Genomic DNA, 21,893 nt, shown 5'->3' with positions numbered 1-21,893 from the left:
CGTCACACCCCTACCATCGCGTAACTCTTGCTGCAGTGCCAGTAGTTCCACTCCCGGACCAGGAGCCCCGATGACCCAGGACCCCGCAGCCGTACGGATCGACACCAGCAAGCCGCACCCCGCGCGGATGTACGACTGGTTCCTGGGCGGCAAGGACAACTACCCGGTCGACGAGGAGATGGCCAAGCAGCTCCTCACCGTCGACGCCCGCGGCCGGGACATGGCCCGGGTCAACCGGGCGTTCATGCACCGTGCCATCCGCTGGCTCAGCGCCAACGGCGTGCGTCAGTACCTGGACATCGGTACCGGCATCCCCACCGAGCCCAACCTGCACCAGATCGCCCAGCAGGCCGCGCCCGACTCCCGGATCGTCTACTGCGACAACGACCCGATCGTGCTCGCGCACGCGGCCGCGCTGCTGCGCTCGACGCCCGAAGGGGCCACCGAGTACATCCAGGCGGACGCCCGCGACCCCGAGATCATCCTCGAAAGAGCAGGGAAGGTACTTGATTTCGGCCAGCCCATCGCCCTGTCGATGCTCGCCCTGCTGCACTTCGTCGGGGACGAGGACGGGGCCTACGACCTGGTCGCCAAGCTCGTCGACAAGCTCGCGCCGGGCAGCTACCTCGTCCTCTCGCACGTCACGGGCGACTTCGACCCGGAGGGCGCGGCCAAGGCCGTGGGCATGTACAAGGCCCGCGGGCTGACGCTGCGGCCGCGCTCGCGCGACGAGCTGGCCGCGTTCTTCGACGGTCTCGAGTTCGTCGAGCCCGGCGTCTCGCTCACCGCCGAGTGGCACCCGGAGCTGGGCGAGGTCGTCCCGGTCCAGGGCGACGACCCCATCCCGGGCTGGGCCGGCGTCGCCCGCAAGCCCTGACGGTGCTGACTGATCCTGGTACGAGGGAGGCCCGCAGCCGAGGGGCTGCGGGCCTCCCTACGTCGGCGCCACGTCAGCTGCGCGGCTCCACCAGCGTCACCAGGAACGACTTCGGCGCGCTCACATTCCCGGCCGAGTCGATCGATCGGTACTCGACCGTGTGCGTGCCGTAGTCCGGTGTCGCGTCGTCCCACGGGACCGCCCGGCTCTTGCCCAGCTTTCCGTACACGAGGTCGTCGATGACCGTGCCGCCCGGCGAGAAGCGGAACGGCGCGTCGGCGTCGGTCGGCCAGCCGTAGTACGTGTACCAGCCGTCGCCGTCCACCCGGAACTGGCTGACGACGGAGCCCGGCTGATCGTCGCGCGCGGTCAGCCTCATCGTGAACTCCCCGTCGTAGACGTACTCGACGGGGAGGCCGGGCCGGCTCACCGTACGCAGCGGCTCCGACAGCTCGTACGATCCCGTCGCCGGGCGGGCGTCCACGGTCCACCTCAACTCGGCGTCCGAACCCGGGATCCGAGCCGTCAGCGTATGCGTGCCGGGGGTGAGACGCAGCGAACGCAGATCCAGATCACGGTCGTTGCCCGGGTTGTCGACCGTCCGGCCGTCCAGCCGCCACCGGACGGCGAGCGTGCCGCGCGTCGGGTGGGTGGTGTCGGCGTGGACCACCGAGCGGGCGCCGACGGGCGATGTCGTCGGGGTGTGGCCGGTGAAGGCCGCCTCGACACCGTCCTCGGGTGTGGTCAGCGCGCGGTTCACCGTCCAGCTCACCGTACGGGTCAGGGCCGCCGAGCCACGGACCGCGGGATCGCGGACGAACGGGGTCGGGTCGCTCACCGTCGCCGTCAGGGTGTGGTTCCCGGGGGAGAGGGACAGGGGCCGCAGGTCGATCGTCCGAGCGGTGCCGGTCTCGATCCGCCGGCCGTCCAGCCGCCACACCACGTCGAGTTCACCGCCCAGCGGGTGCAGGGTGTCCACCCACACCGCCCGATCGGCCCCGATCGGCGCCGTGTTGGGCGTGTGCGCCTGTACGAGGTTCACCTTCGCCGAGATCGCCTGGACCATCACCTCGCGTTCGACCTGGTCGAAGGCGTAACCGAGTGTCTTCATGATCGAGTGCTTGCTCGGCCGCCAGACGCCCTTGGTGCTGTACAGCCCGCCCTCGAAGCGCCCGATGACACCGCCCGCCTCGCTCCGATCGCCCAGCCAGCGCCACCACTTGGCGCGCTGCTCGCGCATCTGTTCTTCGGTCAGCAGGGTGTGGTGCACCGAGGACGGCTCGGGACCGGCGTAGGTGCCGCCGGCGACCCCACGCGCGTAGTAGTCGTACTCGTCCTGGAGCTTGCCCAGCGAGTGCCCTATCTCGTGCGGGGTGATCAGCGAGGAGAGCGCGTTGCCGCCGGACGCGGTGGCGTAGCTGCCGCCCGCTCCACCGTAGGTGTCACTGTGGGCCAGGGCCACGATCTGCCGGTTGGCGGCGCTCGTGCCCGGGACGAGATCGGCCAGGGCGGCCGCCTTCGCGCTGTCGACCGTCAGCAGCCGCTGCACGCTGTCCGGGTTGCAGCCGCCCCAGAAGCCCATGTTCAGCGGGGTGTCACGCCGGGGCGCGTCGAGGCCGGGGTCGCAGTCGACCCCCGACTCCGGTGAAGGGACCTCCACCGCCCAGACGTTGATGTAGGAGCGGTACGAGGCGAACGGCTCGATGCTCCACAGCACGTTCAGGTGCTTCTCGATGTCGGCCCGGAACGCGGGCAGCTGCTCGGCGGTGTAGCCGTCGCCCATCAGGACCAGGTTGAAGCGCTTGTCCGCCGGCCCGGTGGTCTGGACGGGAACGACGGAGGCGGTCTCGGTGACGGGATCCGCCGTCTCCGCGACCGCCGGTCCGGCTCCCAGCAGACCGGCGGTCAGCAGACAGCCCACCGCCAGTCGGGCAACCGTCCTTCGAAAACGTATGCCATGTGAGGTCATGGGGCGCGAGCGTATGCCGCGCCCCATGGGGCGTAAAGATGTCCGTCGGCCGTCCTCGGCCGTCCTCGGCCGGACGATCAGCTGCGCAGATAGGCGAGACCCGCGTGCTCGGCCGTGTAGCCGTCGACCAGCCGGCGTGCCACGGACACCGAGTCGACCAGCGGATGCAGCGCGAACGCCTTCACCGCCGTCGCCCGCGATCCGCTCTCCGCCGCCGCGAGCACCTCGCGCTCGACCGCCTTGACCGCCGTCACCAGTCCCACCGCGTGGTACGGAAGCGGCGCCACGGACACCGGATGGGCGCCGGCCGCGTCCACGAAGCAGGGCACCTCGATCACCGCGTTTGCGTCGAGCACCGAAAGAGTGCTGCCGTTGCGGACGTTGAGGATCAGGGTGGCCCGCTCGTTGCGTGCGATCGCCCGCATCAGCGCCAGCGCCACCTTCTCGTACCCACCCGACTCCAGGTCCTCCTCGTCGCGCTCGCCGATCCCCGCCGCCTCCCGGTTGGCGGCCATGTAGGTCGCCTCCCGGTCGGCGAGCGTACGGTGCCAGGCGGCCAGCGGAGGGGTGTCCGGCTTACCCATCTCCTCGTAGAAACCGGCCTGTTGGTCACGCAGATAGGCCCCGCGGGTCCGCTCGGCCTGCTGGTAGGCGCGGACGGCCTCGCGGTTGAAGTAGTAGTAGTGCAGATACTCGTTGGGGATCGCCCCGAGCGCGCGCAGCCACTCGGGGCCGAAGAGCCGGCCCTCCTCGAAGGAACCGAGCGCCTGCTCGTCCGCCAGCAGCCGGGGGAGCTCGTCGCGGCCGCCGACGCGCAGACCGCGCAGCCAGCCGAGGTGGTTGAGACCGACGTAGTCGATCCACGCCTCGTCCGGGTGCGCGCCGAGGACCCGGGCGACCCGGCGGCCCAGTCCGACGGGGGAGTCGCAGATGCCGACGACCCGGTCGCCGAGCACCCGGGACATGGCCTCGGTCACCAGACCGGCCGGATTGGTGAAGTTGATGACCCAGGCGTCCGGGGCGAGTTCGGCGATCCGCCGCGCGATGTGCACGGCGACCGGCACCGTCCGCAGCCCGTACGCGATCCCGCCCGCCCCGACCGTCTCCTGGCCCAGGACCCCTTCGGCGAGCGCGATCCGCTCGTCCGCCGCCCGGCCTTCCAGACCGCCGACCCGGATCGCCGAGAAGACGAAGTCCGCTCCGCGCAGCGCCTCGTCCAGATCCGTCGTCGCCGTCACCGACGGGGCGTCCGGCACGTCCGCGCCCTGCTCGGCGAGGACCCGGGCGATCGCCGAGAGTCGCGCACCGTCGAGGTCGTGCAGCGTCACCTGGGTGACCCGCCCCTCGGCGTGGTCGCCGAGCAGGGCACCGTACACGAGCGGGACCCGGAATCCGCCGCCTCCGAGAATCGTCAGTTTCATGGTCGTACGCTACTGGGATGCACGTATTGAGCAGCCGGATTCTGCTCCGGCCGGCCGATCCCGAGCTTTCCCGGCGCTTCTACGGCGAGATGCTCGGGCTGACGGTGTACCGCGAGTTCGGCACCGGGCCCGATCGGGGCACCGTCTACTTCCTGGGGGGCGGCTTCCTGGAGATCTCCGGGCGCGCCGCTCCGACCGAGACCCCGTCACGGCTGCGGCTCTGGCTCCAGGTGGCGGATGTGCGGGCCGTGCACCGGGAGCTCCTCGACAGGGCCGTCGAAATCCTGCGGGAGCCGGTGACCGAGCCGTGGGGACTGGTCGAGATGTGGATCGCGGACCCCGACGGCGTCGAGATCGTCGTCGTCGAGGTCCCCGAGGACCATCCGCTGCGCTACCGCCCCTGAGGTACGGCGTACGGGTCACCCCACGTCGAGCGCGTTGCGCAGACCGAGCCGGTGGCGCAGCCGGTCGTGGCGCTTGAGGGACTCCAGCTCGGGTGCGCGGAACAGCGGCTGGACCGTGCAGCGCGCTGCCGTCGAACCCGTACGGTCGAGGAGCGCGTTGACGGCCTGCCGGGCGGAGGCGTTGGCGCCCTCCATGGTGGCCAGGTCGATGTCGACGGCCACGTAGTCGCCGGCGAGATAGAAGTTCGGGACCTTCGTGGCGGCCTGGGGGCGGTTGTGGAAGGTGCCGACCGGGTGGATGAGGAGCTGGTCGTCGTTGGTCGGGTTCGGGGTGCCGAGGCCGTCCACGCCCGGGTCCAGGAACCAGGAGTGCAGCGCGCCGTCCTTCAGCACCGTCCGCCCGGTGTCGTTGAACCCGGCCTTCAGTTGCGCCCACACCTCGCGCGCGACTTCCGTACGGGTGCACTGCTTGGCCGTCTTGCCGTAGAGGATGCCGGGGCGGTCCCACTCCGAGATGTCCACCGAGAGGCAGTCGACGGCCGTCCCGTCGCCGTAGTCGGCGGGGAAGTCGCGGGTCGGCCAGTGGTGGGCCTGCTGGATGCACGTCAGGGACCAGGGGGAGTCGATCAGGTTGGCGTGCCCGGCGAGGAGCGGGGCCCGCTCGGTCAGATAGAACTGAATGCCCGTCATCCAGTCCGTCTCCAGCTTGTCGCAGCACGCCAGTTGGGGATCCGCCGCCCGCAGCGCGGCGCCCCAGGTGCGCCGTGCGTGCTCCACCGGCATGGCGGAGACGTAATGGTCGGCGGTCACCGAGCGGCGCACCCCCTGCGGGTCCTCGATCAGGGCCGCGGAGATCCGCCCGGCGGCGGAGTCGTACGCCATCTCCCGTACGGTCCAGCCGACCCGGAACTCCACGCCGAGGCCGGTCAGATGGGTGACCCAGGGATCGATCCAGGCCTCGTTGGTGGGCAGGTCGAGGATCCGGTCGAGGGGCCCGTCCGCGCCGCGTCCGAGCGCGTTGAAGGCGAAGGCCTCAAGGAGCGTGGCGACCGTACGGGTGCTGGCCTCCTCGGCCTTGGTGGCCACGATGTTGCGGGTGAGTCCGACGGCGAGGATGCGCTGGTAGTCGTAGCTCATCCGCTCGGCCCGCAGGAACTCCCACCAGGGCGTGGCCTCCCAGGTCTCGTCGCGCCGCTCGTCGCAGCTGGTGAGGAAGACCAGGAAGCGGTTGACGAAGTAGGCGGCCTCGTGGAGCGGGATCGAGCGGGCGGTCTCCAGGAGTGCGGTCAGGGCGCGGCGGATCTCGTCGAGGGTGAGCTCGGCGGGCCGGTGGCCGGGCCAGGGGAGCGGGATGCGCAGGTCTTCGCGGCCGGTGCGGGCGAAGGACATCTCGGCCGGGGCGACGAGGTTGTCCCAGACGCCGTTGGCGTTGCCGGGGAAGGGGATGCGCCGCATCGTGTCGGGGAGGTTGTGGTAGATCCCGGGGATGAAGCGGAAGCCGTGTTCGGCGGGGAGCGGCCGTCGGCCGCCGCGCGCGCTCTCCGGCACGTCCATCGAGCGTGCTTTTCCGCCGAGCGCCCGGCGTTCGTAGACCGTGACGCGGTAGCCGCGTTCGGCGAGCTCGTGGGCGGCGGTCAGACCGGCGACTCCGCCGCCGAGGACGGCGACGGAGAGGGGCGCGGCCGTGGCTTCGGCCTCTGCGGCGCCTGCCGCCTCGGCCGGTACGGCTCCCACGGCGGCCGTGGCGGTGACCGCCGCGGCCGCGGCGGCCGTGGTCACGAAGGTGCGTCGCGAGGTGCCCGTACGGTTCATGCCCCAGCCCCTTTGCCTTACCGGCGGTAACGGTCACGTTCGGCGCAGGAGCATAGGGGCGTCCATCGGGTCCCGGAAGCGTTCTGCGGGTCACGCCGTACACATGGCGCGATCCCGCCCCTCCCGTACAAGGGACAATGACGTCATGTCCCGACGCACCACCCGCCCCAAGCGGCGCCCCGCCACGCCCACCGCGCCCGCCGTGACCGCGAGCTCGCCGTGCCCCTGCGGCCTGACCGCTCCCTACGGCGAGTGCTGCGGACGCTTCCACTCCGGGCCGGCGACCGCCCCCACCGCCGAACTCCTCATGCGCTCCCGCTACAGCGCCTTCGTCGTACGCGACGCGGCGTATCTGCTGCGTACGTGGGCGCCGGAGACCCGCCCCGGCGAGGTCGACTTCGACCCGTCACTGCGCTGGGCGGGCCTGGAGATCCGGGACACCACCGACGGGACCGCCTTCCACCAGGCCGGGACGGTCACCTTCGTCGCCCGCTACACCCAGGCGGGCGAGAAGGGTTCGCTCCACGAGCGCAGCCGCTTCCGGCGCCACGACGGCGCCTGGGTGTACGTGGACGGCGACTTCATCGACGAGGCATGATCAGGTCGAGGCCTGATCGGACATGAGGCCTGATCAGGACGAGGGCTGATCAGGACGAGACACCGACCGGCTCGCGGCTGCGTGGCATGCCCTGCGCCAGGTCCTCCGCGATCAGCTTCTTCGTGATCGCGTCCGTCGCCGCCCGGAGCTCCGGCCCGCTCGGCCGGCCGGTCTCCCGCTCGATCCGGTCCCTGAGCCAGTCCCCCCAGGCGTGCGTGATGACCTCGGCCTCGCGCTTCCCCGCCGCGGTGTGCGAGAGCAGATTGCCGTCCCGGGTGAGGAAGCCCTCGTCGACCATGCGCTCGAAGACCGGGAGCAGGACCTCCGGAGGCACGCGCCGACCGGCCGAGATGAGCCCGAGGCTGGCGTGCCCGACGAGCCGGGTGAAGAGTTCCACCTGCATCACCGCCCACGCGCCCGCCGTGTCGAGCCGGGTGTCGGAGTCGGCGACGATCCGGCGCGCGGTGTCGAGGTCCATCCTCCGCAGGATCCTTCCGACGGAGAGCTCGAGCAGCTTGGCCGAGTCGCCGGACATGGTGGGGGAGCCGAAGCCCTCGCCCATGTCCGGTGCCGAGGCCCGGGCCGTGTCCCGCAGCGGCACCTCTTTCAGGAACAGCGCCACGACGAAGCCGATCGCGGCGACCGGCACCGTCCAGAGGAAGACCGTGTGCAGGGTGTCCGCGTACGCCTGGACGATCGGCGCCGCCACGTCGTCCGGTAGCCCGTGGACGCCGGAAGGGCTCGTCGCGGCCTGGGCGATCGTCGAATCCTGGGTTCCGGCGACGATCGCGGCCTCGGCGACCCCCTCGGCCAGGTTGGGCTTCAGGGAGTTGGCGTAGATCGTGCCGAAGACGGCGGTGCCGAAGGAGCTGCCCAGGGTGCGGAAGAAGGTGACGCCCGAGGTGGCGGTGCCGAGATCGGCGTAGTCCACGGTGTTCTGCACGGCGATGGTGAGCACCTGCATGCACAGGCCGATGCCGGCGCCGAGCACGAACATGTACAGCGACTCCAGCCAGGCACTGGTGCCCGTGTCCATGAGTGACAGGAGGAAGAGACCGATCCCCATCACCAGACAGCCCACGATGGGGAAGATCCGGTAGGTGCCGGTCTTGCTGACCACGTTGCCGCTGTAGATCGAGGCGATCAGCAGGCCGACGACCATCGGCAGCGTCCGGATGCCGGAGACGGTGGCCGAGTCCCCGTCGACGTACTGGAGGTAGGACGGCAGGAAGGTCATCGAGCCGAGCATCGCGAAGCCGACGACGAAGCTCAGCACGGAGCAGACGGTGAACACCGGATTGGCGAACAGCCGCATGGGCAGCATCGGTTCGGCGGCCCGGGTCTCCACCCAGCAGAACAGCGCGAGCGCGATCAGGCCGCCGGCGAAGAGACCGATGATGACGCCGGACCCCCAGGCGTACTCGTTCCCGCCCCAACTGGTCGCCAGGATCAGGGCGCTGGAACCGGCCGCGACCAGCGCGATGCCCGCGTAGTCGATGATCGGCTTGCTCGCGGAGCGTACGGAGGGGATCGTGCGGGCGGCGGCGATCACGACCAGGATCGCGATCGGGACGTTGACGTAGAACGCCCAGCGCCAGCTCAGATGGTCGGTGAACAGCCCGCCGAGCAGTGGCCCGATGACCGTGGAGACGCCGAAGACGGCGCCGATCGCGCCCTGGTACTTGCCGCGGTCGCGCAGCGGGATCACATCGGCGATCAGTGCCATCGAGGTGACCATGAGGCCGCCGGCGCCGATGCCCTGCAGTCCGCGCCAGACGATCAGCAGCGTCATGTTCGTGGCGAGGCCGCAGAGGAACGAGCCGGTGATGAAGACGATCGCGGAGATCTGGAAGATCACCTTGCGCCCGAAGAGGTCACCGAACTTGCCGACCAGGACGGTGGCGACCGTCTCGGCGAGCAGATAGGAAGTGACCACCCAGGACATGTGGGCGGCGCCGCCGAGGTCCGAGACGATGGTCGGCAGGGCGGTCCCGACGATCGTCTGGTCCAGCGCCGCGAGGAGCACGCCGAGCATGATCGTGCCGAAGACGATGTTGCGGCGGCGGCTGTCGAGCACGGGGGGCTCGGCGGCCGGGGGCGCGGGCGCGGCTTCGCTGGTGGTGGTCACCCTCGCAGCCTCACACCGGGCGGCGCCGCCCGCATGTGGGGGACGGCCGAACCGGTGCGGTGGCGGGGCGGCACCCCGAACGGAGTACGGAGGCCCGGGCGGTGCTGTCGCGGGCCCGGCGGTGCTACTGCGGGCCCACCGGCAGCAACGGGTGGTGCTTCGCCAGCACCTTGTTGGCGCGGGCGAGCGCGGCCAGGGCGTGCTCGCGGTCCGCGCGGTCCTCCGCGCACAGCGGCCCGCGGAACCGGAGCACCTCGCGCGCCGCGCAGTCGGCGTCGACCTCCGCCTGCAGGACGTGCAGCGGCAGACAGGAACCGATCATCGCGGCCACACGGTCGGGGATCGGGACGGGGACGAGGGGCGAGGGCGAGGTGATCACGGGTCAGTCCTTGTGGGTCCGGTGGCGAGGTGGGGTCTCCTCTCCATACGTACAGGATGGGGTTCCGGGTTCGTCGACGGGGATGTCTCCGTGGCGCAACGGCCGGAAGATCGTTCGGCGGGGTGTGCGGACCGGCTCGTCGGCCCGCTCCGGAGGTGCCGGCCGACGGCGCGGAACGTTCTCGCAGGTGCGCGGCGCGCGGTGCGATCTTCACGAGAAGCCGGCGATCGGGATCGCTCGGGCGTACGTCGAACGCGGGGTCGAGAATCCGTGTCCGGCGGCGGACTTCCCGTGGAGGAATGTGAAGCATCTCACGCCGGTGCACGACCGATCGGCGGGCAGGGTGCGCCTGCGGGAGATCGTGCGCGGATGGTTGAAATCTCGTTACGCCCGAGTAAGTTGACTGGGCAGTAAGTCCAGAGATCCGGTCACTCCCCGCCCGCATGCCGCGAACAGGAGCCCGCCATGGGCGTACGCAAGGATCTGAAGCAGGCCAAGAGGCGCAGCGACCTCCTCGATCGCTTCCCGGTCGAGCTGGTGCGCGAGAACGGTGTCGTACGCGAGGCGCGCACGGCCCTCCCGGACGGGCCGCCGCCGACCGGCACCCCGGCTGACATCCCCTTCGTCAACGCCGCCGAGGATCCGGGCGCCGTCGTCATGCGCCGTCAAAAGCACGGGAGTTGGCGGACCGTCAGCGCGGCCGAGTTCGCCGGTGACGTCGCGGCCGTCGCGAAGGGGCTGATCGCCGCAGGGGTCGAGCCGGGCGGACGGGTCGTGCTGATGGCGCGCACCAGTTACGAGTGGGCCGTGCTCGACTTCGCCATCTGGGCCGCCGGCGGGCAGACCGTCCCCGTCTACCCCACCTCCTCGGCCGAACAGATCGCCTGGATCCTCCAGGACTCGGGCGCCCGCCATGCCGTCAGCGAGGCAGCCGAGCACACCGACGCGGTCCGCCAAGCCGCCGCCACGCTGCCCGAGCCGGTCCGGAGCTGGGAGATCGCCTCCGGCGGCGTGGCCGAACTCGCGTCCCTCGGTGTGGAGTTGCCGGACGAGGAGGTGGCCAAGCGGCGCTCCGCGCTCACGCCGGACACCGTCGCCACCCTCTGCTACACGTCCGGCACCACCGGCCGCCCCAAGGGGTGTGTCCTCACCCACGGCAATCTCCACGCGGAAGCGTCCGGCACCGTCGAGCTGCTGCACCCGGTCTTCAAGGAGGTCACGGGGCAGGCTGCCTCGACCCTCCTCTTCCTGCCGCTCGCCCACATCCTCGGGCGCGCCATCCAGCTCGCCTGTCTCATGGCCCGCATCGAGATCGGGCACTTCCCCAGTATCAAGCCCGACGAACTTCGCGCGGAGCTACGACAGTTCAGGCCCACCTTCGTCGTCGGCGTGCCCTACCTCTTCGAGAAGATCCACGACACCGGCCGCGCCACCGCCGAGAAGCTCGGCCGCGGCTCGTCCTTCGACCGCGCCGATTCCATCGCCGTACGCTTCGGCGAGGCGGCGCTGGGTCATCTCCTGGACCAGAGCCGCCGCCCCGGGCTCGGACTGACCGCCGCCTGGGCCCTGTACGACCTCCTCGTCTACCGGCGCATCCGCAAGGAACTGGGCGGGAACCTGCGGTACGCCATCAGCGGCGGCTCCCCGCTCGACCGCCGCCTCAGCCTCTTCTTCTACGCCGCCGGGGTGCTCGTCTACGAGGGGTACGGCCTCACCGAGACGACCGCCGCCGCCACCGTCACACCGCCCCTGCGGCCCCGGCCCGGCACCGTCGGCCGGCCCGTCCCCGGCACCGCGGTCCGCATCGCCGACGACGGCGAGGTGCTCGTCAAGGGCGGCATCGTCTTCACCGCGTACTGGAACGACTCCGACGCCACCGAAGAGGTCCTGCGGGACGGCTGGCTCGCCACCGGCGACCTGGGCGCCCTCGACGACGACGGCTATCTGGTCATCACCGGCCGCAAGAAGGACATCCTGATCACCTCCGGCGGCAAGAACGTCTCCCCGGCCGTCCTCGAGGACCGGCTGCGCAGCCGCCCTCCCGTCGGGCAATGTCTGGTCGTGGGGGACAACCGCCCCTACATAGCGGCGCTCGTCACCCTCGAACCCGAGGCGGTCCAGCACTGGCTGGCCGTCCGGAAACGGCCCGTGGACACCCCGATGGCCGAGCTCCGCGAGGACCCGGAGATGGTCGCGGACGTCCAGAAGGCCGTCGACCACGCCAACCAGGCCGTCTCCCGGGCCGAGTCGATCCGCAGGTTCCGCATCGTGCCGGGGGAGTTCTCCGAGGAGAACGGGATGCTCACCCCCTCGCTCAAGGTCAAGCGGCACGCGGTGGCGGCCGCGTACGGGGCGGAGATCGAGCGGCTCTACGGGTGAGTTCGCGGGCGGGCGCTATGGGTGAGCGGGTGACAGCACCTCGGACAGGTCGTACGAGACGGGCTCCTCCAGCTGTGTGTACCCGCAGGACTCCGGCGCCCGGTCCGGCCGCCACCGCTTGAACTGCGCCGTGTGCCGGAACCGGTCGCCCTCCATGTGGTCGTAGCCCACCTCGCAGACCCGCTCCGGCCGCAGCGCCACCCACGACAGGTCCTTCTTCCCGGACCAGCGGCTCGGCGCGCCGGGCAGCCGTGCCCCCGCGTGTGCGGCCTCCTCCGCCCATGCCGCCCAGGGGTGGCCGTCGGGCGGGTCCATCCGCAGCGGTTCCAGCTCCGTGATCAGCTCCTCGCGGCGCTTGGCGGTGAAGGCGGCGCAGACGCCGACGTGCTGGAGGGTGCCGCCCTCGTCGTACAGGCCGAGGAGTAGCGAGCCGACCACGGGCCCGCTCTTGTGGAAGCGGTACCCGGCCACGACCACATCGGCGGTCCGCTCGTGCTTGATCTTGTACATCAGCCGGGCGTCCGGCCGGTACGGCAGATCAAGCGGCTTGGCGATCACACCGTCCAGACCCGCGCCCTCGTACTGCTCGAACCAGCGCGCCGCGAGCTCCGGGTCCGTCGTGGCCGGCGCCAGATGGACGGGGGCGTCGACCCCGCGCAGGGCCTCCTCCAGGGCGGCCCGGCGGTCGGTGAGCGGGGTGTCGAGGAGGGAGTCGTCGCCGAGGGCGAGCAGGTCGAAGGCGATGAACCGGGCAGGGGTCTTCTCCGCCAGCATCCGCACCCGCGAGTCGGCAGGGTGGATGCGCTCGGTGAGCCGGTCGAAGTCGAGCCGTCCGCCGTGTTCGATCACGATCTCGCCGTCGACCACGCAGCGCTGCGGGAGCCGGGGGAGCAGAGCCTCGACCAGCTCGGGGAAATATCGGGTCAGCGGCTTGCCCGTACGGCTGCCGATGACCAGGTCCGGGCCGTCGCGGTGCACGATGGCCCGGAAGCCGTCCCATTTCGCCTCGTACTGCATACCCGGCGGAATCTTCTTCACGGCCTTGGCCAGCATCGGCTTCACGGGCGGCATCACCGGCAGATCCATGGACTGATTGTCCGGTATGCGGGGAATGGCGGCGAGCCCTACGCTGGCTCGCATGGCGAGCAAGGCGGCAGCGGTGGAACTGGAAGTCGGCGAGCGGACCGTACGCGTGTCCAATCCGGACAAGGTGTACTTCCCCGAACCCGGCTACACCAAGCTCGACATGGTCGGCTACTACCTGGCCGTCGGGGACGGCATCACCCGCGCGCTGCGCGACCGTCCCACGACCCTGGAGCGCTACCCCGACGGGGTGACCGGTGAGTCCTTCTTTCAGAAGCGTGCTCCCAAGTACCTCCCGGAGTGGATCCCCACCGCCCACATCACCTTCCCCAGTGGCCGGTCCGCCGACGAGATGTGCCCGACCGAACCCGCGGCCGTCCTGTGGGCGGCCAACCTCGGCGCCGTCACCTTCCATCCGTGGCCGGTGCGGCGCGAGGACACCGACCACCCCGACGAGCTGCGCATCGACCTCGACCCGCAGCCGGGCACGGACTACACCGACGCCGTGCGCGCCGCGCACGAGCTGCGCGCGGTCCTCGACGAGCACGGGCTGCGCGGCTGGCCCAAGACCTCGGGCGGGCGCGGCCTGCACGTCTTCGTACCGATCGAGCCCCGCTGGACCTTCACCCAGGTCCGTCGCGCGGCCATCGCGTGCGGCCGTGAGCTGGAACGCCGGATGCCGGAGCGCGTGACCATCAAGTGGTGGAAGGAGGAACGCGGCGAGAAGATCTTCGTCGACTACAACCAGACCGCCCGCGACCGGACCATCGCCTCCGCCTACTCCGTACGGCCGCGCCCGCACGCTCCGGTCTCCGCGCCGCTGCGCTGGGACGAGATCGACGACGCGACTCCGCGGGACTTCGACATCAAGACGATGCCGACCCGGTACGCCGAGCTGGGGGACGTCCATGCCGACATGGACGACCAGCGGTTCAGCCTGGAGAGCCTGCTGGAGCTGGCCCGTCGCGACGAGGCGGAGCACGGTCTCGGTGACCTGCCGTACCCGCCGGAGTACCCGAAGATGCCGGGGGAGCCGAAGCGGGTGCAGCCGAGCCGGGCGAAGAAGGAAGACGGCTGACGGATCCCCGGGGGTCAGGGGGCTCTCTTGCGTCCCTAAAACAACACGAACGATCGTGCTAGCATTTTCTTATCGCTCCGGCCGACCGAGGAGATCCGGCATGACTCCCACGACTTCGCTCGTGCGCACCGCCCTGAACAGCTCCGCGCTCATAGCCCCGGGCCCCACCGGACGCGCCGCCTTCGCCCTCTTCGTCCGCCCGCTCGGCCGGTCCCGGCTGCGACCGGAGGAGGAGCCCCTCTTCGCCGAGGCCCGAACGGGTCGCCTGCTGATCAACGGCAAGAGGGTCGTCACGTACGCCTGGGGTGACGGCGCACGGCCCGTGCTCCTGGTGCACGGCTGGTCCTCGCGCGCCTCGCGCCTCTCGGCCTTCGTCGAGGCGCTGCGCGCCCGGGGCTACAGCCCGGTCACCTTCGACGCGCCCGGCCACGGCGCCTCGGAGGGGCGGGCCACCAACATCCTCGAGTACCGCCGCATCATCCGCGAACTCCACGGCGAGCACGGCGATTTCGACGCGGTGGTCGCGCACTCCTTCGGCATGCTCGCCGCGCTGTTCGCGCTGCGCGACGGAGTGCGAACGGGACGCTTCGTGGGTATCGGCGGAGTCGGCCGATTCGACCTCCTCGTCGAGGAGTTCAAGGCGGGGTGGGGACTGAGCGACCGGGCCGTCCGGCAGCTGCGCCGCCACGTCGAGCGCAGGCTCTTCCGTGGCGAACCGGACATCTGGCAGCGGCTGAACGCGACCTACGAGCCGGCCGAACTGGGCGCCCCCGTCCTGCTGTTCCACGACGACATCGACGACATGGTCTCCCTCGCCCACTCCCGCGCGACGGCGGAGGCGCACGGCGACCGTGCCCGGCTGATCGTCACCCACGGTCTCGGCCACCGGCGGATCCTCAAGGATCCGGAGGTGGTGGCAGATACCCTCCGTTTCGTGACAGACCGGGCGGCGGTGCCGACGCCGGTCTCGGAGAAACGGGCGGTGCCGGTGGCGGGCCCGCGGGGCTGACGGAAACCTGCCCGGGCGTGACGCGGACATGGCCCCTGGCGGCCTCACGCGGGGGCGTCGGCACGCGCGCACCGGGGGTCCGGGGTGGGGGGATCCCCCGGCGCGTGCCCGCCCCTCCGGAGCCCGCTCGCGGCCGTCCGAGTTCCCCCTGAAACCCATCTTGAGCTGGTCTTTTACGGTGATCATCTCTACCGTCGACGCAACGGGAAAGGGGTGCCGGATGGACCGGAACATACGCAGCGTGGACGACGTGATGAAGCTCCTCGACGGGCTCTTCGAACCGGAGGCCGATCGCTGGACCGCCGACGGGGCCGGCTGGTGGGACGGCTTCTACAGTGACCGCTCCAAGCCGGTGCCGTTCTTCGTCGCGAAGCCGGACGAGAGCCTGGTCTCCTACCTCGATCGCGGCCTGATCGCGCCCGGCCGGGCCCTGGATCTGGGGTGCGGCCCGGGGCGCAACGCACTGCACCTGGCGGCGGAGGGCTTCGCCGTGGACGCGGTGGACCTCTCGCAGGAGGCGATCACCTGGGCCGAACAGCGCGCCCAGGAGGCCGGAGCGGACGTCCGCTTCCACCACGGGGACGCGTTCGAGCTGGCCGGGACCGGGCTCACCGGCCCGTACGACCTGATCTACGACTCGGGCTGCTTCCACCACCTGCCGCCGCACCGCCGCGTCAGCTACCTCACCCTCCTCGACCGGCTGCTCGCGCCCGGCGGCCATCTCGCCCTGACCTGCTTCGCGTCCGGCGGGATGGGTTCCGAGCTGCCCGATGCCGACTTCTACCGCGAGCCGGGACTCCACGGGGGGCTCGCCTACACGCCCGAGTCACTGCGCTGGATCTTCTCCGACCTCACCGAGGTCGAACTGCGGCGCATGCGGGACGAGTCGGCCGAGTCGCCGAACTTCGGTGAGCCCTTCCTGTGGACGGCGTTGTTCCGGCGGCGCGACGCGCAGAGCTGACGCCGAGAACCGACACGGAGAGCCGACGCGGAGAGCTGACGTCGAGCGCTGACGCCGAGAGCTGACGTCGAGCGCGGACTCAGGAATCGCCGATGTCGTCGCGGGCCCCGTCCGTCGCCTCCCCGCCGGGGGGCCGGGCGATTGCCCCGCGCGCGCCCGCGGTGGGCCGCGGGTAGCCCGGCAGGGACCCCAGCGCGGTGGGGGCCTCCATCAGGGCGATGACCTCGAAGGCCACCTGCGGGACGTCGACGTCCGCGACCAGGCCGCCCGCGAGGCGGGCGTCGTCCAGGGTCTGCTCCATGTACGTGACCCAGTCGCGGCGCGCCTGGGCGATCGCGTCGTGGACGGGGCCGGTGCGGGCGTCGAACTCCGCGGAGACCGCGTAGAAGAAGCAGCCACCCGCGAAGACCCGCTCCGAGGAGTACGCGAGCCAGTTCCGGCACAGCGCCCAGACCCGGCCGGGACCCGCCGGCAGGTCGGCGAGCGGCGCGACGACGCTGCCGGAGAAGACGGCGACGGCCGCGCGGACGGTGGCGAGCTGCAGCTCCTCCTTGGAGCCGAAGAGCGCGAAGACACCGCTCTTGCTGAGGTTCAGCTCGGTCGCGATCCGGCCCAGGGAAAGGCCCTCGAGGCCCTCCACCGACGCGATGTCCATCGTCCGGCCGAGGACCAGGCGCCGGGTCTGGTTGCCGCGCTCGACGCGCCCGTCCGTCTTCATGCCGTCCATCCTAATGAACGCACGGTCGTGCGGACATCCTCGGCGCTCCTGACCATGCGCACGTCCATCGCCAGGGGGAGACTCGAAGGCGTACGACCGGCCGACCGTGGGATCCCACCAAGGAGCACCCCCATGCTGACGACGCACTACGTCACCGGCTCTCCGAACTGGATCGACCTCGGCACCCCCGACATCGATGGCGCCACCGCCTTCTACGAGAGCGTCTTCGGCTGGGACTTCGTCTCCGCGGGGCCCGAGGCGGGCGGGTACGGCATGTTCCGCTCCGCCGGCGCCGTCGTCGCCGGCGGCATGACCGTCACCCCCGAGCAGGGACCGCCCGGCTGGACCCTCTACTTCCAGTCCCCCAACGCCGACGCCACGGCCCAGGCGGTCCAGTCGGGCGGCGGCACCGTCCTCTTCGAGCCGATGAACATCTTCGACCTCGGCCGCATGGCCGTCTTCACCGACCCCGCGGGCGTCGGCTTCGCCACCTGGCAGCCCGGCAGGAACAAGGGCCTGGACCTCGTCGACGCCCCCAACGCGCTGACCTGGGCCGAGCTCTACACGCCGGACGTCGACGCGGCCCTCGCCTTCTACGGCTCCGTCTTCGGCCTGGAGACCTCCAGCATGCCGCTGCCCGGCGACGCGGGCTCGTACGTGATGCTGCACCCGGCGGGGCAGGGCGAGGAGGCGATGTTCGGCGGCGTCGTCCCGCTGGACTTCGACCCGGTCGAGGCGGCCGACGGACCGTCCTGGCTCCCGTACTTCGAGGTCCCGGACGCCGACACGGCGGCGGCGACGGCCGAACGCCTCGGCGGCACGGTCCGCCTCGCCCCGACGGACATGGAGGGCGTCGGCCGCATGGCCAAACTGACCGACCCCTACGGCGCCCGCTTCGCGGTCATCACCTCCGCGCCGCGCGAGGAGGCGGCGTAGCCCTCGGCGCGCCGCATTGATCGAACGTTGATGGGCCGTTTACGGCCACGGGGCAACGTGTCGGCCATGCAGACCGACACCACCGCCGTACTGACCGCCCCGGCCCCCGACATGTCCTGGCAGGAGAACGCCCTGTGCGCCCAGGCGGGCCCCGAATTCTTCTTCCCCGCCCCCGGCTCGTCCACCCGCGAGGCGAAGCTGCTGTGCGGAGCGTGCGAGGGGCGGGTGCAATGCCTGGAGTACGCGCTGGAGCATGACGAGCGGTTCGGGGTGTGGGGCGGGCTTTCGGAGAAGGAGCGGGTGCGGCTGAAGCGCCAGCGGGGCTGACCTTCGGAGCCGCCGAAGGGGAGAAGAGCCGTCACGCCCGCGAGTGAGGCGATATACGGATGCTGACCCGCGCCCGCCCTCACTACGATCAACGATCCATGGACCAGGAACTCGCCGCCTTCGAGCGCACGATCAGCAGGCTGCGCGGCCTGCCCCTCGGCGACCCCGCCCGGATGCGCGGCGAGGCGCTCGCCGCCACCTTCGCCCGTGAGAGCCGCAACAAGCGCCGCAAGGCACGCCGCGCCGAGCAGGCCGCTGCCGACGCCGCGCTGACCGCGCGCACCGCGACCGGGGCGCTCGACCGGCGCGAGGACGCGCCCCTGGCGGTCGAGCGGCGAGAGTCACCGGGAGTGTTCCTGAAAGGGCGGCACTGCTATGTCTGCAAGTCGGCCTATCGACAGGCCGACGCCTTCTACCACCGGCTCTGCCCGCCCTGCGCCGCCGACAACACCGCCCGCCGCGCCCTGAGCACCGACCTCACCGGCCGCCGGGCCCTGCTCACCGGCGGCCGCGTCAAGATCGGGTTCCAGCTGGCGCTCATGATGCTCCGCGACGGCGCCGAGGTGCTCGTCACCAGCCGCTTCCCGCACGACACCCTGCGCCGCTTCCGCGCCGCCGCGGGCAGCGAGCAGTGGCTGGACCGGCTCACCGTCGTCGCCATCGACCTGCGCGACCCGCGCCAGGTCCTCGGCCTCTGCGAGCAGCTGCGCGCGGACGGGCGGCCGCTGGACATACTCGTCAACAACGCCGCGCAGACGATACGCCGGCCCCCGGAGTCGTACGCCCTGCTCGCGGCGGGGGAGCGGAAGGCACTCCCCGAGGGAGTCGTCCCCGCGCCGGGGTACGAGACGGGCGAGACCGCCCCCGTCCTCGCCGCGCTCGAACTCGCCGAGACGGGCGGGGTGCTCGGGGTGGGCGAGCCGGACGAGGCGGGGCTGCTGCCCGACCTCTCGGACCGGAACTCCTGGTCCGTGCGGCTGGGCGACCTCGACGCCGCCGAGCTCCTGGAGACCCAGCTCGTCAACGCCCTCGCACCGACCCTGCTCTGCGACCGGCTGCTGCCGCTGCTGCTGGCCTCCCCGCGCCCGCGCCGCTACATCGTCAACGTGTCAGCCGTGGAGGGGCGCTTCGCCGTACGCAACAAGACGGGCGGCCACCCCCACACCAACATGGCGAAGGCCGCCCTCAACATGCTCACCCGCACCAGCGCCGGCGAGCTGGCCGAGCAGGGTGTGCACATGTGCAGCGTGGACACGGGCTGGATCACGGACGAGAACCCGGCGCCCCGCAAGGCCCGGATCGCGGCCGTGGGGACCCGTACGCCGCTCGACGTCGTCGACGGCGCGGCCCGGATCTACGACCCGATCGTGCGCGGCGAGGCCGGAGAGCCCGTCTCGGGCGTCTTCCTCAAGGACTACCGGGAAGCCGCCTGGTAGACGCGGTCGGCCCGGCTCAGGCCGGGCCCCGCGTGCCGGCGGGTCAGCCCGCCGCGCGCGCCGCCATCCGCGCCTTGCGGGCCGCGAGCTTCTCGTCGAACTTGCTCGCCTCGCTGTCCAGGCCCGCCATGTAGAGCCCCAGTTCCTCCTGGGCCTTCAGGCCCTCGGGGCCCAGGCCGTCGATCTGGAGCACCTTGAGGAAGCGCAGCACGGGCTGGATGACGTCGTCGTGGTGGATGCGCATGTTGTAGATCTCGCCGATCGCCATCTGCGCCGCCGCCCGCTCGAACCCGGGCATACCGTGTCCGGGCATCCGGAAGTTCACGACGACGTCCCGCACGGCCTGCATGGTCAGGTCGGGGGCGATCTCGAAGGCCGCGCCCAGGAGGTTGCGGTAGAAGACCATGTGCAGGTTCTCGTCGGTGGCGATGCGCGCCAGCATCCGGTCGCAGACCGGGTCGCCGGACTGGTGGCCGGTGTTCCGGTGCGAGATGCGGGTGGCGAGCTCCTGGAAGGCGACGTACGCGACGGAGTGCAGCATCGAGTGCCGGTTGTCGGACTCGAAGCCCTCGCTCATGTGCGCCATCCGGAACTGCTCCAGCTTGTCCGGGTCGACCGCGCGCGAGGCCAGCAGGTAGTCGCGCATCACGATGCCGTGGCGGCCCTCCTCCGCGGTCCAGCGGTGCACCCAGGTGCCCCAGGCGCCGTCGCGGCCGAAGAGGCTGGCGATCTCGTGGTGGTAGCTGGGCAGGTTGTCCTCGGTGAGCAGGTTCACCACGAGGGCGATCTTGCCGACCTCGGTGACCTTGGACTGCGACGGCTCCCAGGCCTCGCCGTCCTCGAAGAAGCCCGGGAAGTTCCGGCCGTCGGACCACGGGACGTACTCGTGCGGCATCCAGTCCTTGGTGACCTTGAGGTGCCGGTTGAGCTCCTTCTCCACGACTTCTTCCAGCGCGTACAGCAGGCGGGCGTCGGTCCACCCGGTCGAGCTGCCGAGGTGGGGAGAAGTGAGCGTCACGAGGACTCCTGGGGACGGAGAAGGGGGTACGGAAATTACCTACGCACTCGTAGGTTACGAAACCGTAGGTTAAAGCCCCGTAAGGCATCGGCCAAGCCCGTCTCGGCGATGTCCGGTTACGTTCCGTTATGCGACCAGCTGGTGGGCTCCCACGGAGAGCCAGGTCACGCCGTCGACGCGCCGCGCCGGTCGCGATCATGGCTACTCAGAGCAGATGGTCCGCCTCCCCGGCCTTCACGGCGGAGATCAGCGCCCGCAGCGCCTCGACCGAGTCGCTGACGTACGCGCCGGGTGTCAGGGTCGAGCCGATGTAGGCGCGCCCGGCGTCGTCGAGACCGAAGCGGAAGCAGTTGGCGCCCTCACTGCAGAAGGCCTCGTTCCAGTCGATCTTCTCGGGGGCGGAGGCGTCGTGCGTGGCGTTCATGGGGGTCCTTACAGGTCCTGGGTGAGCGTGTGTATGAAGGCGCGTGAGTCGGGGGCGGGCAGGGCGAGTCCCCGCAGCTGGTCCAACAGTCCGCGATAGCGCCGGAGTTGCATGTCGGAGTCGAGCAGGATCGAGCCGTGGGAGGAGTCGAGCTGCACGCTGTCGAGCTGCGGCACCGCCGCCGACACATAGGTGAACGACTGGCCCGCTCCCGGGAAACCGCCGGCCGTGAACGGGATGACGCGCACGGTGATCGTGTCCCGCTCCGAGCGCGCAAGGATGTACTCGAGCTGCGCCCTGGCCACCTTCGGGCCGCCGAACTGCATCCGCAGCGCGGCCTCGTGGATCACCGCCTCGTACGGCGTGGGCCGGTCCCGGTCGAGGATCTCCTGGCGGCGCAGCCGCAGCGCCACCCGGGCCTCCAGATCCGGCCCCGGCAGCGGCGGGTCCGCGGTGTCGAAGACGGCCCGCGCGTGCTCCTCGGTCTGTAACAGGCCGGGGATGTGGGTGGTGACGGCCGTCCGCAACTCCGAGGCGCGGAACTCGAGTTCGGCGATGTCGAGCAGTCCGGGCGGCAGTAGGTCGCGATGCTCCTCCCACCAGCCGCGGTCGCGCTCCTGGGCGGTGGCGGCGAGGATGTCGATCAGGGCGGTGTCCGGGCAGCCGTAGTTGAAGGCGAGGGTACGGACGCGCTCGGCGCTGATGCCGAAGCGGCCCGACTCGATGTTGGGGATGCGGGTGCGGTCGACGCCCAGGAGGGCGGCGGCCTGCTGGACCGACATGCCCGATTGTTCGCGCAGCTTGCGCAGTTCGCTTCCGAGGCGCTGCTGACGCGCGGTCGGGGTGCTCCTGGGTGGCACGCTCGTTCTCCCCCTTCTGGTCGGCCGAAGCGCCGGCATTTTGGCCCGGAATGATGCAATTACCCGCAAGTAGTAG

At 71.1% G+C, this 21,893-nt stretch carries 20 protein-coding genes; 10 read left to right on the top strand and 10 right to left on the bottom strand.

Translation table 11 applies throughout. The annotated features are described in order from the left end of the window. Positions 1-70 precede the first annotated feature (70 nt). Positions 71-877, top strand: a complete 807-nt coding sequence (locus ACFV9D_RS17875; protein ID WP_385146510.1) for an SAM-dependent methyltransferase — start codon at positions 71-73, stop codon at positions 875-877. A 73-nt stretch (positions 878-950) separates the two neighbouring features. On the opposite strand, the gene ACFV9D_RS17870 is transcribed toward ACFV9D_RS17875, so the two are convergent. Then, on the bottom strand, positions 951-2,846 hold the full coding sequence (locus ACFV9D_RS17870) for a M64 family metallopeptidase (RefSeq protein WP_385146508.1): 1,896 nt from the start codon (positions 2,844-2,846) through the stop codon (positions 951-953). A 77-nt stretch (positions 2,847-2,923) separates the two neighbouring features. After that, entirely contained in the window at positions 2,924-4,267 is a 1,344-nt protein-coding gene (locus tag ACFV9D_RS17865) for a 6-phospho-beta-glucosidase (protein WP_385146506.1), read from the bottom strand. Positions 4,268-4,284: 17 nt separating this feature from the next. Here ACFV9D_RS17865 and ACFV9D_RS17860 point away from each other — a divergent pair, with 17 nt between their 5' ends. Next, positions 4,285-4,671, top strand: coding sequence for a VOC family protein (locus tag ACFV9D_RS17860; RefSeq protein ID WP_385146504.1), 387 nt, complete (start codon positions 4,285-4,287; stop codon positions 4,669-4,671). Positions 4,672-4,686: 15 nt separating this feature from the next. Here ACFV9D_RS17860 and ACFV9D_RS17855 read toward each other — a convergent pair whose 3' ends face one another. Continuing rightward, entirely contained in the window at positions 4,687-6,483 is a 1,797-nt protein-coding gene (locus ACFV9D_RS17855) for an FAD-dependent oxidoreductase (RefSeq protein WP_385146502.1), read from the bottom strand. Between the two features lie 145 nt (positions 6,484-6,628). Between ACFV9D_RS17855 and ACFV9D_RS17850 the strand changes: the two genes are divergently transcribed. Beyond that, positions 6,629-7,081, top strand: a complete 453-nt coding sequence (locus ACFV9D_RS17850; protein WP_385146500.1) for a YchJ family protein — start codon at positions 6,629-6,631, stop codon at positions 7,079-7,081. Between the two features lie 49 nt (positions 7,082-7,130). Here ACFV9D_RS17850 and ACFV9D_RS17845 read toward each other — a convergent pair whose 3' ends face one another. Continuing rightward, a complete protein-coding gene (locus ACFV9D_RS17845; protein ID WP_385146498.1) occupies positions 7,131-9,209 on the bottom strand; it encodes an MDR family MFS transporter in 2,079 nt (692 codons plus the stop codon). Between the two features lie 124 nt (positions 9,210-9,333). Next, positions 9,334-9,531, bottom strand: a complete 198-nt coding sequence (locus ACFV9D_RS17840; RefSeq protein WP_385146744.1) for a hypothetical protein — start codon at positions 9,529-9,531, stop codon at positions 9,334-9,336. 522 nt (positions 9,532-10,053) lie between these two features. Between ACFV9D_RS17840 and ACFV9D_RS17835 the strand changes: the two genes are divergently transcribed. Beyond that, complete coding sequence (locus ACFV9D_RS17835) at positions 10,054-11,967, top strand: AMP-dependent synthetase/ligase (RefSeq protein ID WP_385146496.1); 1,914 nt, start codon at positions 10,054-10,056, stop codon at positions 11,965-11,967. A gap of 15 nt (positions 11,968-11,982) precedes the next feature. Here the strand turns inward: ACFV9D_RS17835 and ACFV9D_RS17830 are convergent, their stop codons facing one another. After that, entirely contained in the window at positions 11,983-13,053 is a 1,071-nt protein-coding gene (locus ACFV9D_RS17830; RefSeq protein ID WP_385146494.1) for an ATP-dependent DNA ligase, read from the bottom strand. A gap of 52 nt (positions 13,054-13,105) precedes the next feature. Here ACFV9D_RS17830 and ligD point away from each other — a divergent pair, with 52 nt between their 5' ends. The 3 genes from ligD to ACFV9D_RS17815 all read left to right on the top strand — a co-directional run bounded on the left by ligD (position 13,106) and on the right by ACFV9D_RS17815 (position 16,098). Continuing rightward, positions 13,106-14,128 carry a non-homologous end-joining DNA ligase gene (gene ligD / locus ACFV9D_RS17825; RefSeq protein ID WP_385146492.1) on the top strand — a complete coding sequence of 341 codons (1,023 nt, stop codon included), beginning with the start codon at positions 13,106-13,108 and terminating at the stop codon, positions 14,126-14,128. 100 nt (positions 14,129-14,228) lie between these two features. Continuing rightward, complete coding sequence (locus ACFV9D_RS17820) at positions 14,229-15,137, top strand: alpha/beta fold hydrolase (protein WP_385146490.1); 909 nt, start codon at positions 14,229-14,231, stop codon at positions 15,135-15,137. Between the two features lie 220 nt (positions 15,138-15,357). Then, entirely contained in the window at positions 15,358-16,098 is a 741-nt protein-coding gene (locus ACFV9D_RS17815; RefSeq protein ID WP_385146488.1) for a class I SAM-dependent methyltransferase, read from the top strand. Positions 16,099-16,177: 79 nt separating this feature from the next. On the opposite strand, the gene ACFV9D_RS17810 is transcribed toward ACFV9D_RS17815, so the two are convergent. After that, positions 16,178-16,825, bottom strand: coding sequence for a TetR/AcrR family transcriptional regulator (locus ACFV9D_RS17810; RefSeq protein ID WP_385146486.1), 648 nt, complete (start codon positions 16,823-16,825; stop codon positions 16,178-16,180). Between the two features lie 123 nt (positions 16,826-16,948). Between ACFV9D_RS17810 and ACFV9D_RS17805 the strand changes: the two genes are divergently transcribed. From ACFV9D_RS17805 to ACFV9D_RS17795, 3 genes are all read left to right on the top strand, one after another. Next, positions 16,949-17,752 carry a VOC family protein gene (locus ACFV9D_RS17805; RefSeq protein WP_385146484.1) on the top strand — a complete coding sequence of 268 codons (804 nt, stop codon included), beginning with the start codon at positions 16,949-16,951 and terminating at the stop codon, positions 17,750-17,752. A 66-nt stretch (positions 17,753-17,818) separates the two neighbouring features. Further along, positions 17,819-18,079: a WhiB family transcriptional regulator gene (locus ACFV9D_RS17800; protein ID WP_385146482.1), complete on the top strand. Its 261-nt coding sequence runs from the start codon at positions 17,819-17,821 to the stop codon at positions 18,077-18,079. A 98-nt stretch (positions 18,080-18,177) separates the two neighbouring features. Continuing rightward, complete coding sequence (locus ACFV9D_RS17795) at positions 18,178-19,515, top strand: SDR family NAD(P)-dependent oxidoreductase (protein WP_385146480.1); 1,338 nt, start codon at positions 18,178-18,180, stop codon at positions 19,513-19,515. Between the two features lie 43 nt (positions 19,516-19,558). Here the strand turns inward: ACFV9D_RS17795 and ACFV9D_RS17790 are convergent, their stop codons facing one another. From ACFV9D_RS17790 to ACFV9D_RS17780, 3 genes are all read right to left on the bottom strand, one after another. Then, on the bottom strand, positions 19,559-20,533 hold the full coding sequence (locus ACFV9D_RS17790; RefSeq protein ID WP_385146478.1) for an acyl-ACP desaturase: 975 nt from the start codon (positions 20,531-20,533) through the stop codon (positions 19,559-19,561). 205 nt (positions 20,534-20,738) lie between these two features. Next, positions 20,739-20,957, bottom strand: coding sequence for a hypothetical protein (locus tag ACFV9D_RS17785; RefSeq protein WP_385146476.1), 219 nt, complete (start codon positions 20,955-20,957; stop codon positions 20,739-20,741). An 8-nt stretch (positions 20,958-20,965) separates the two neighbouring features. Beyond that, on the bottom strand, positions 20,966-21,817 hold the full coding sequence (locus ACFV9D_RS17780; protein WP_385146474.1) for a helix-turn-helix domain-containing protein: 852 nt from the start codon (positions 21,815-21,817) through the stop codon (positions 20,966-20,968). Between the last annotated feature and the right edge of the window lie 76 nt (positions 21,818-21,893).

Source organism: Streptomyces sp. NPDC059875, assembly GCF_042731085.1.
Classification (GTDB): domain Bacteria; phylum Actinomycetota; class Actinomycetes; order Streptomycetales; family Streptomycetaceae; genus Streptomyces.
This window is presented reverse-complemented; position numbering and strand designations above follow the sequence as displayed.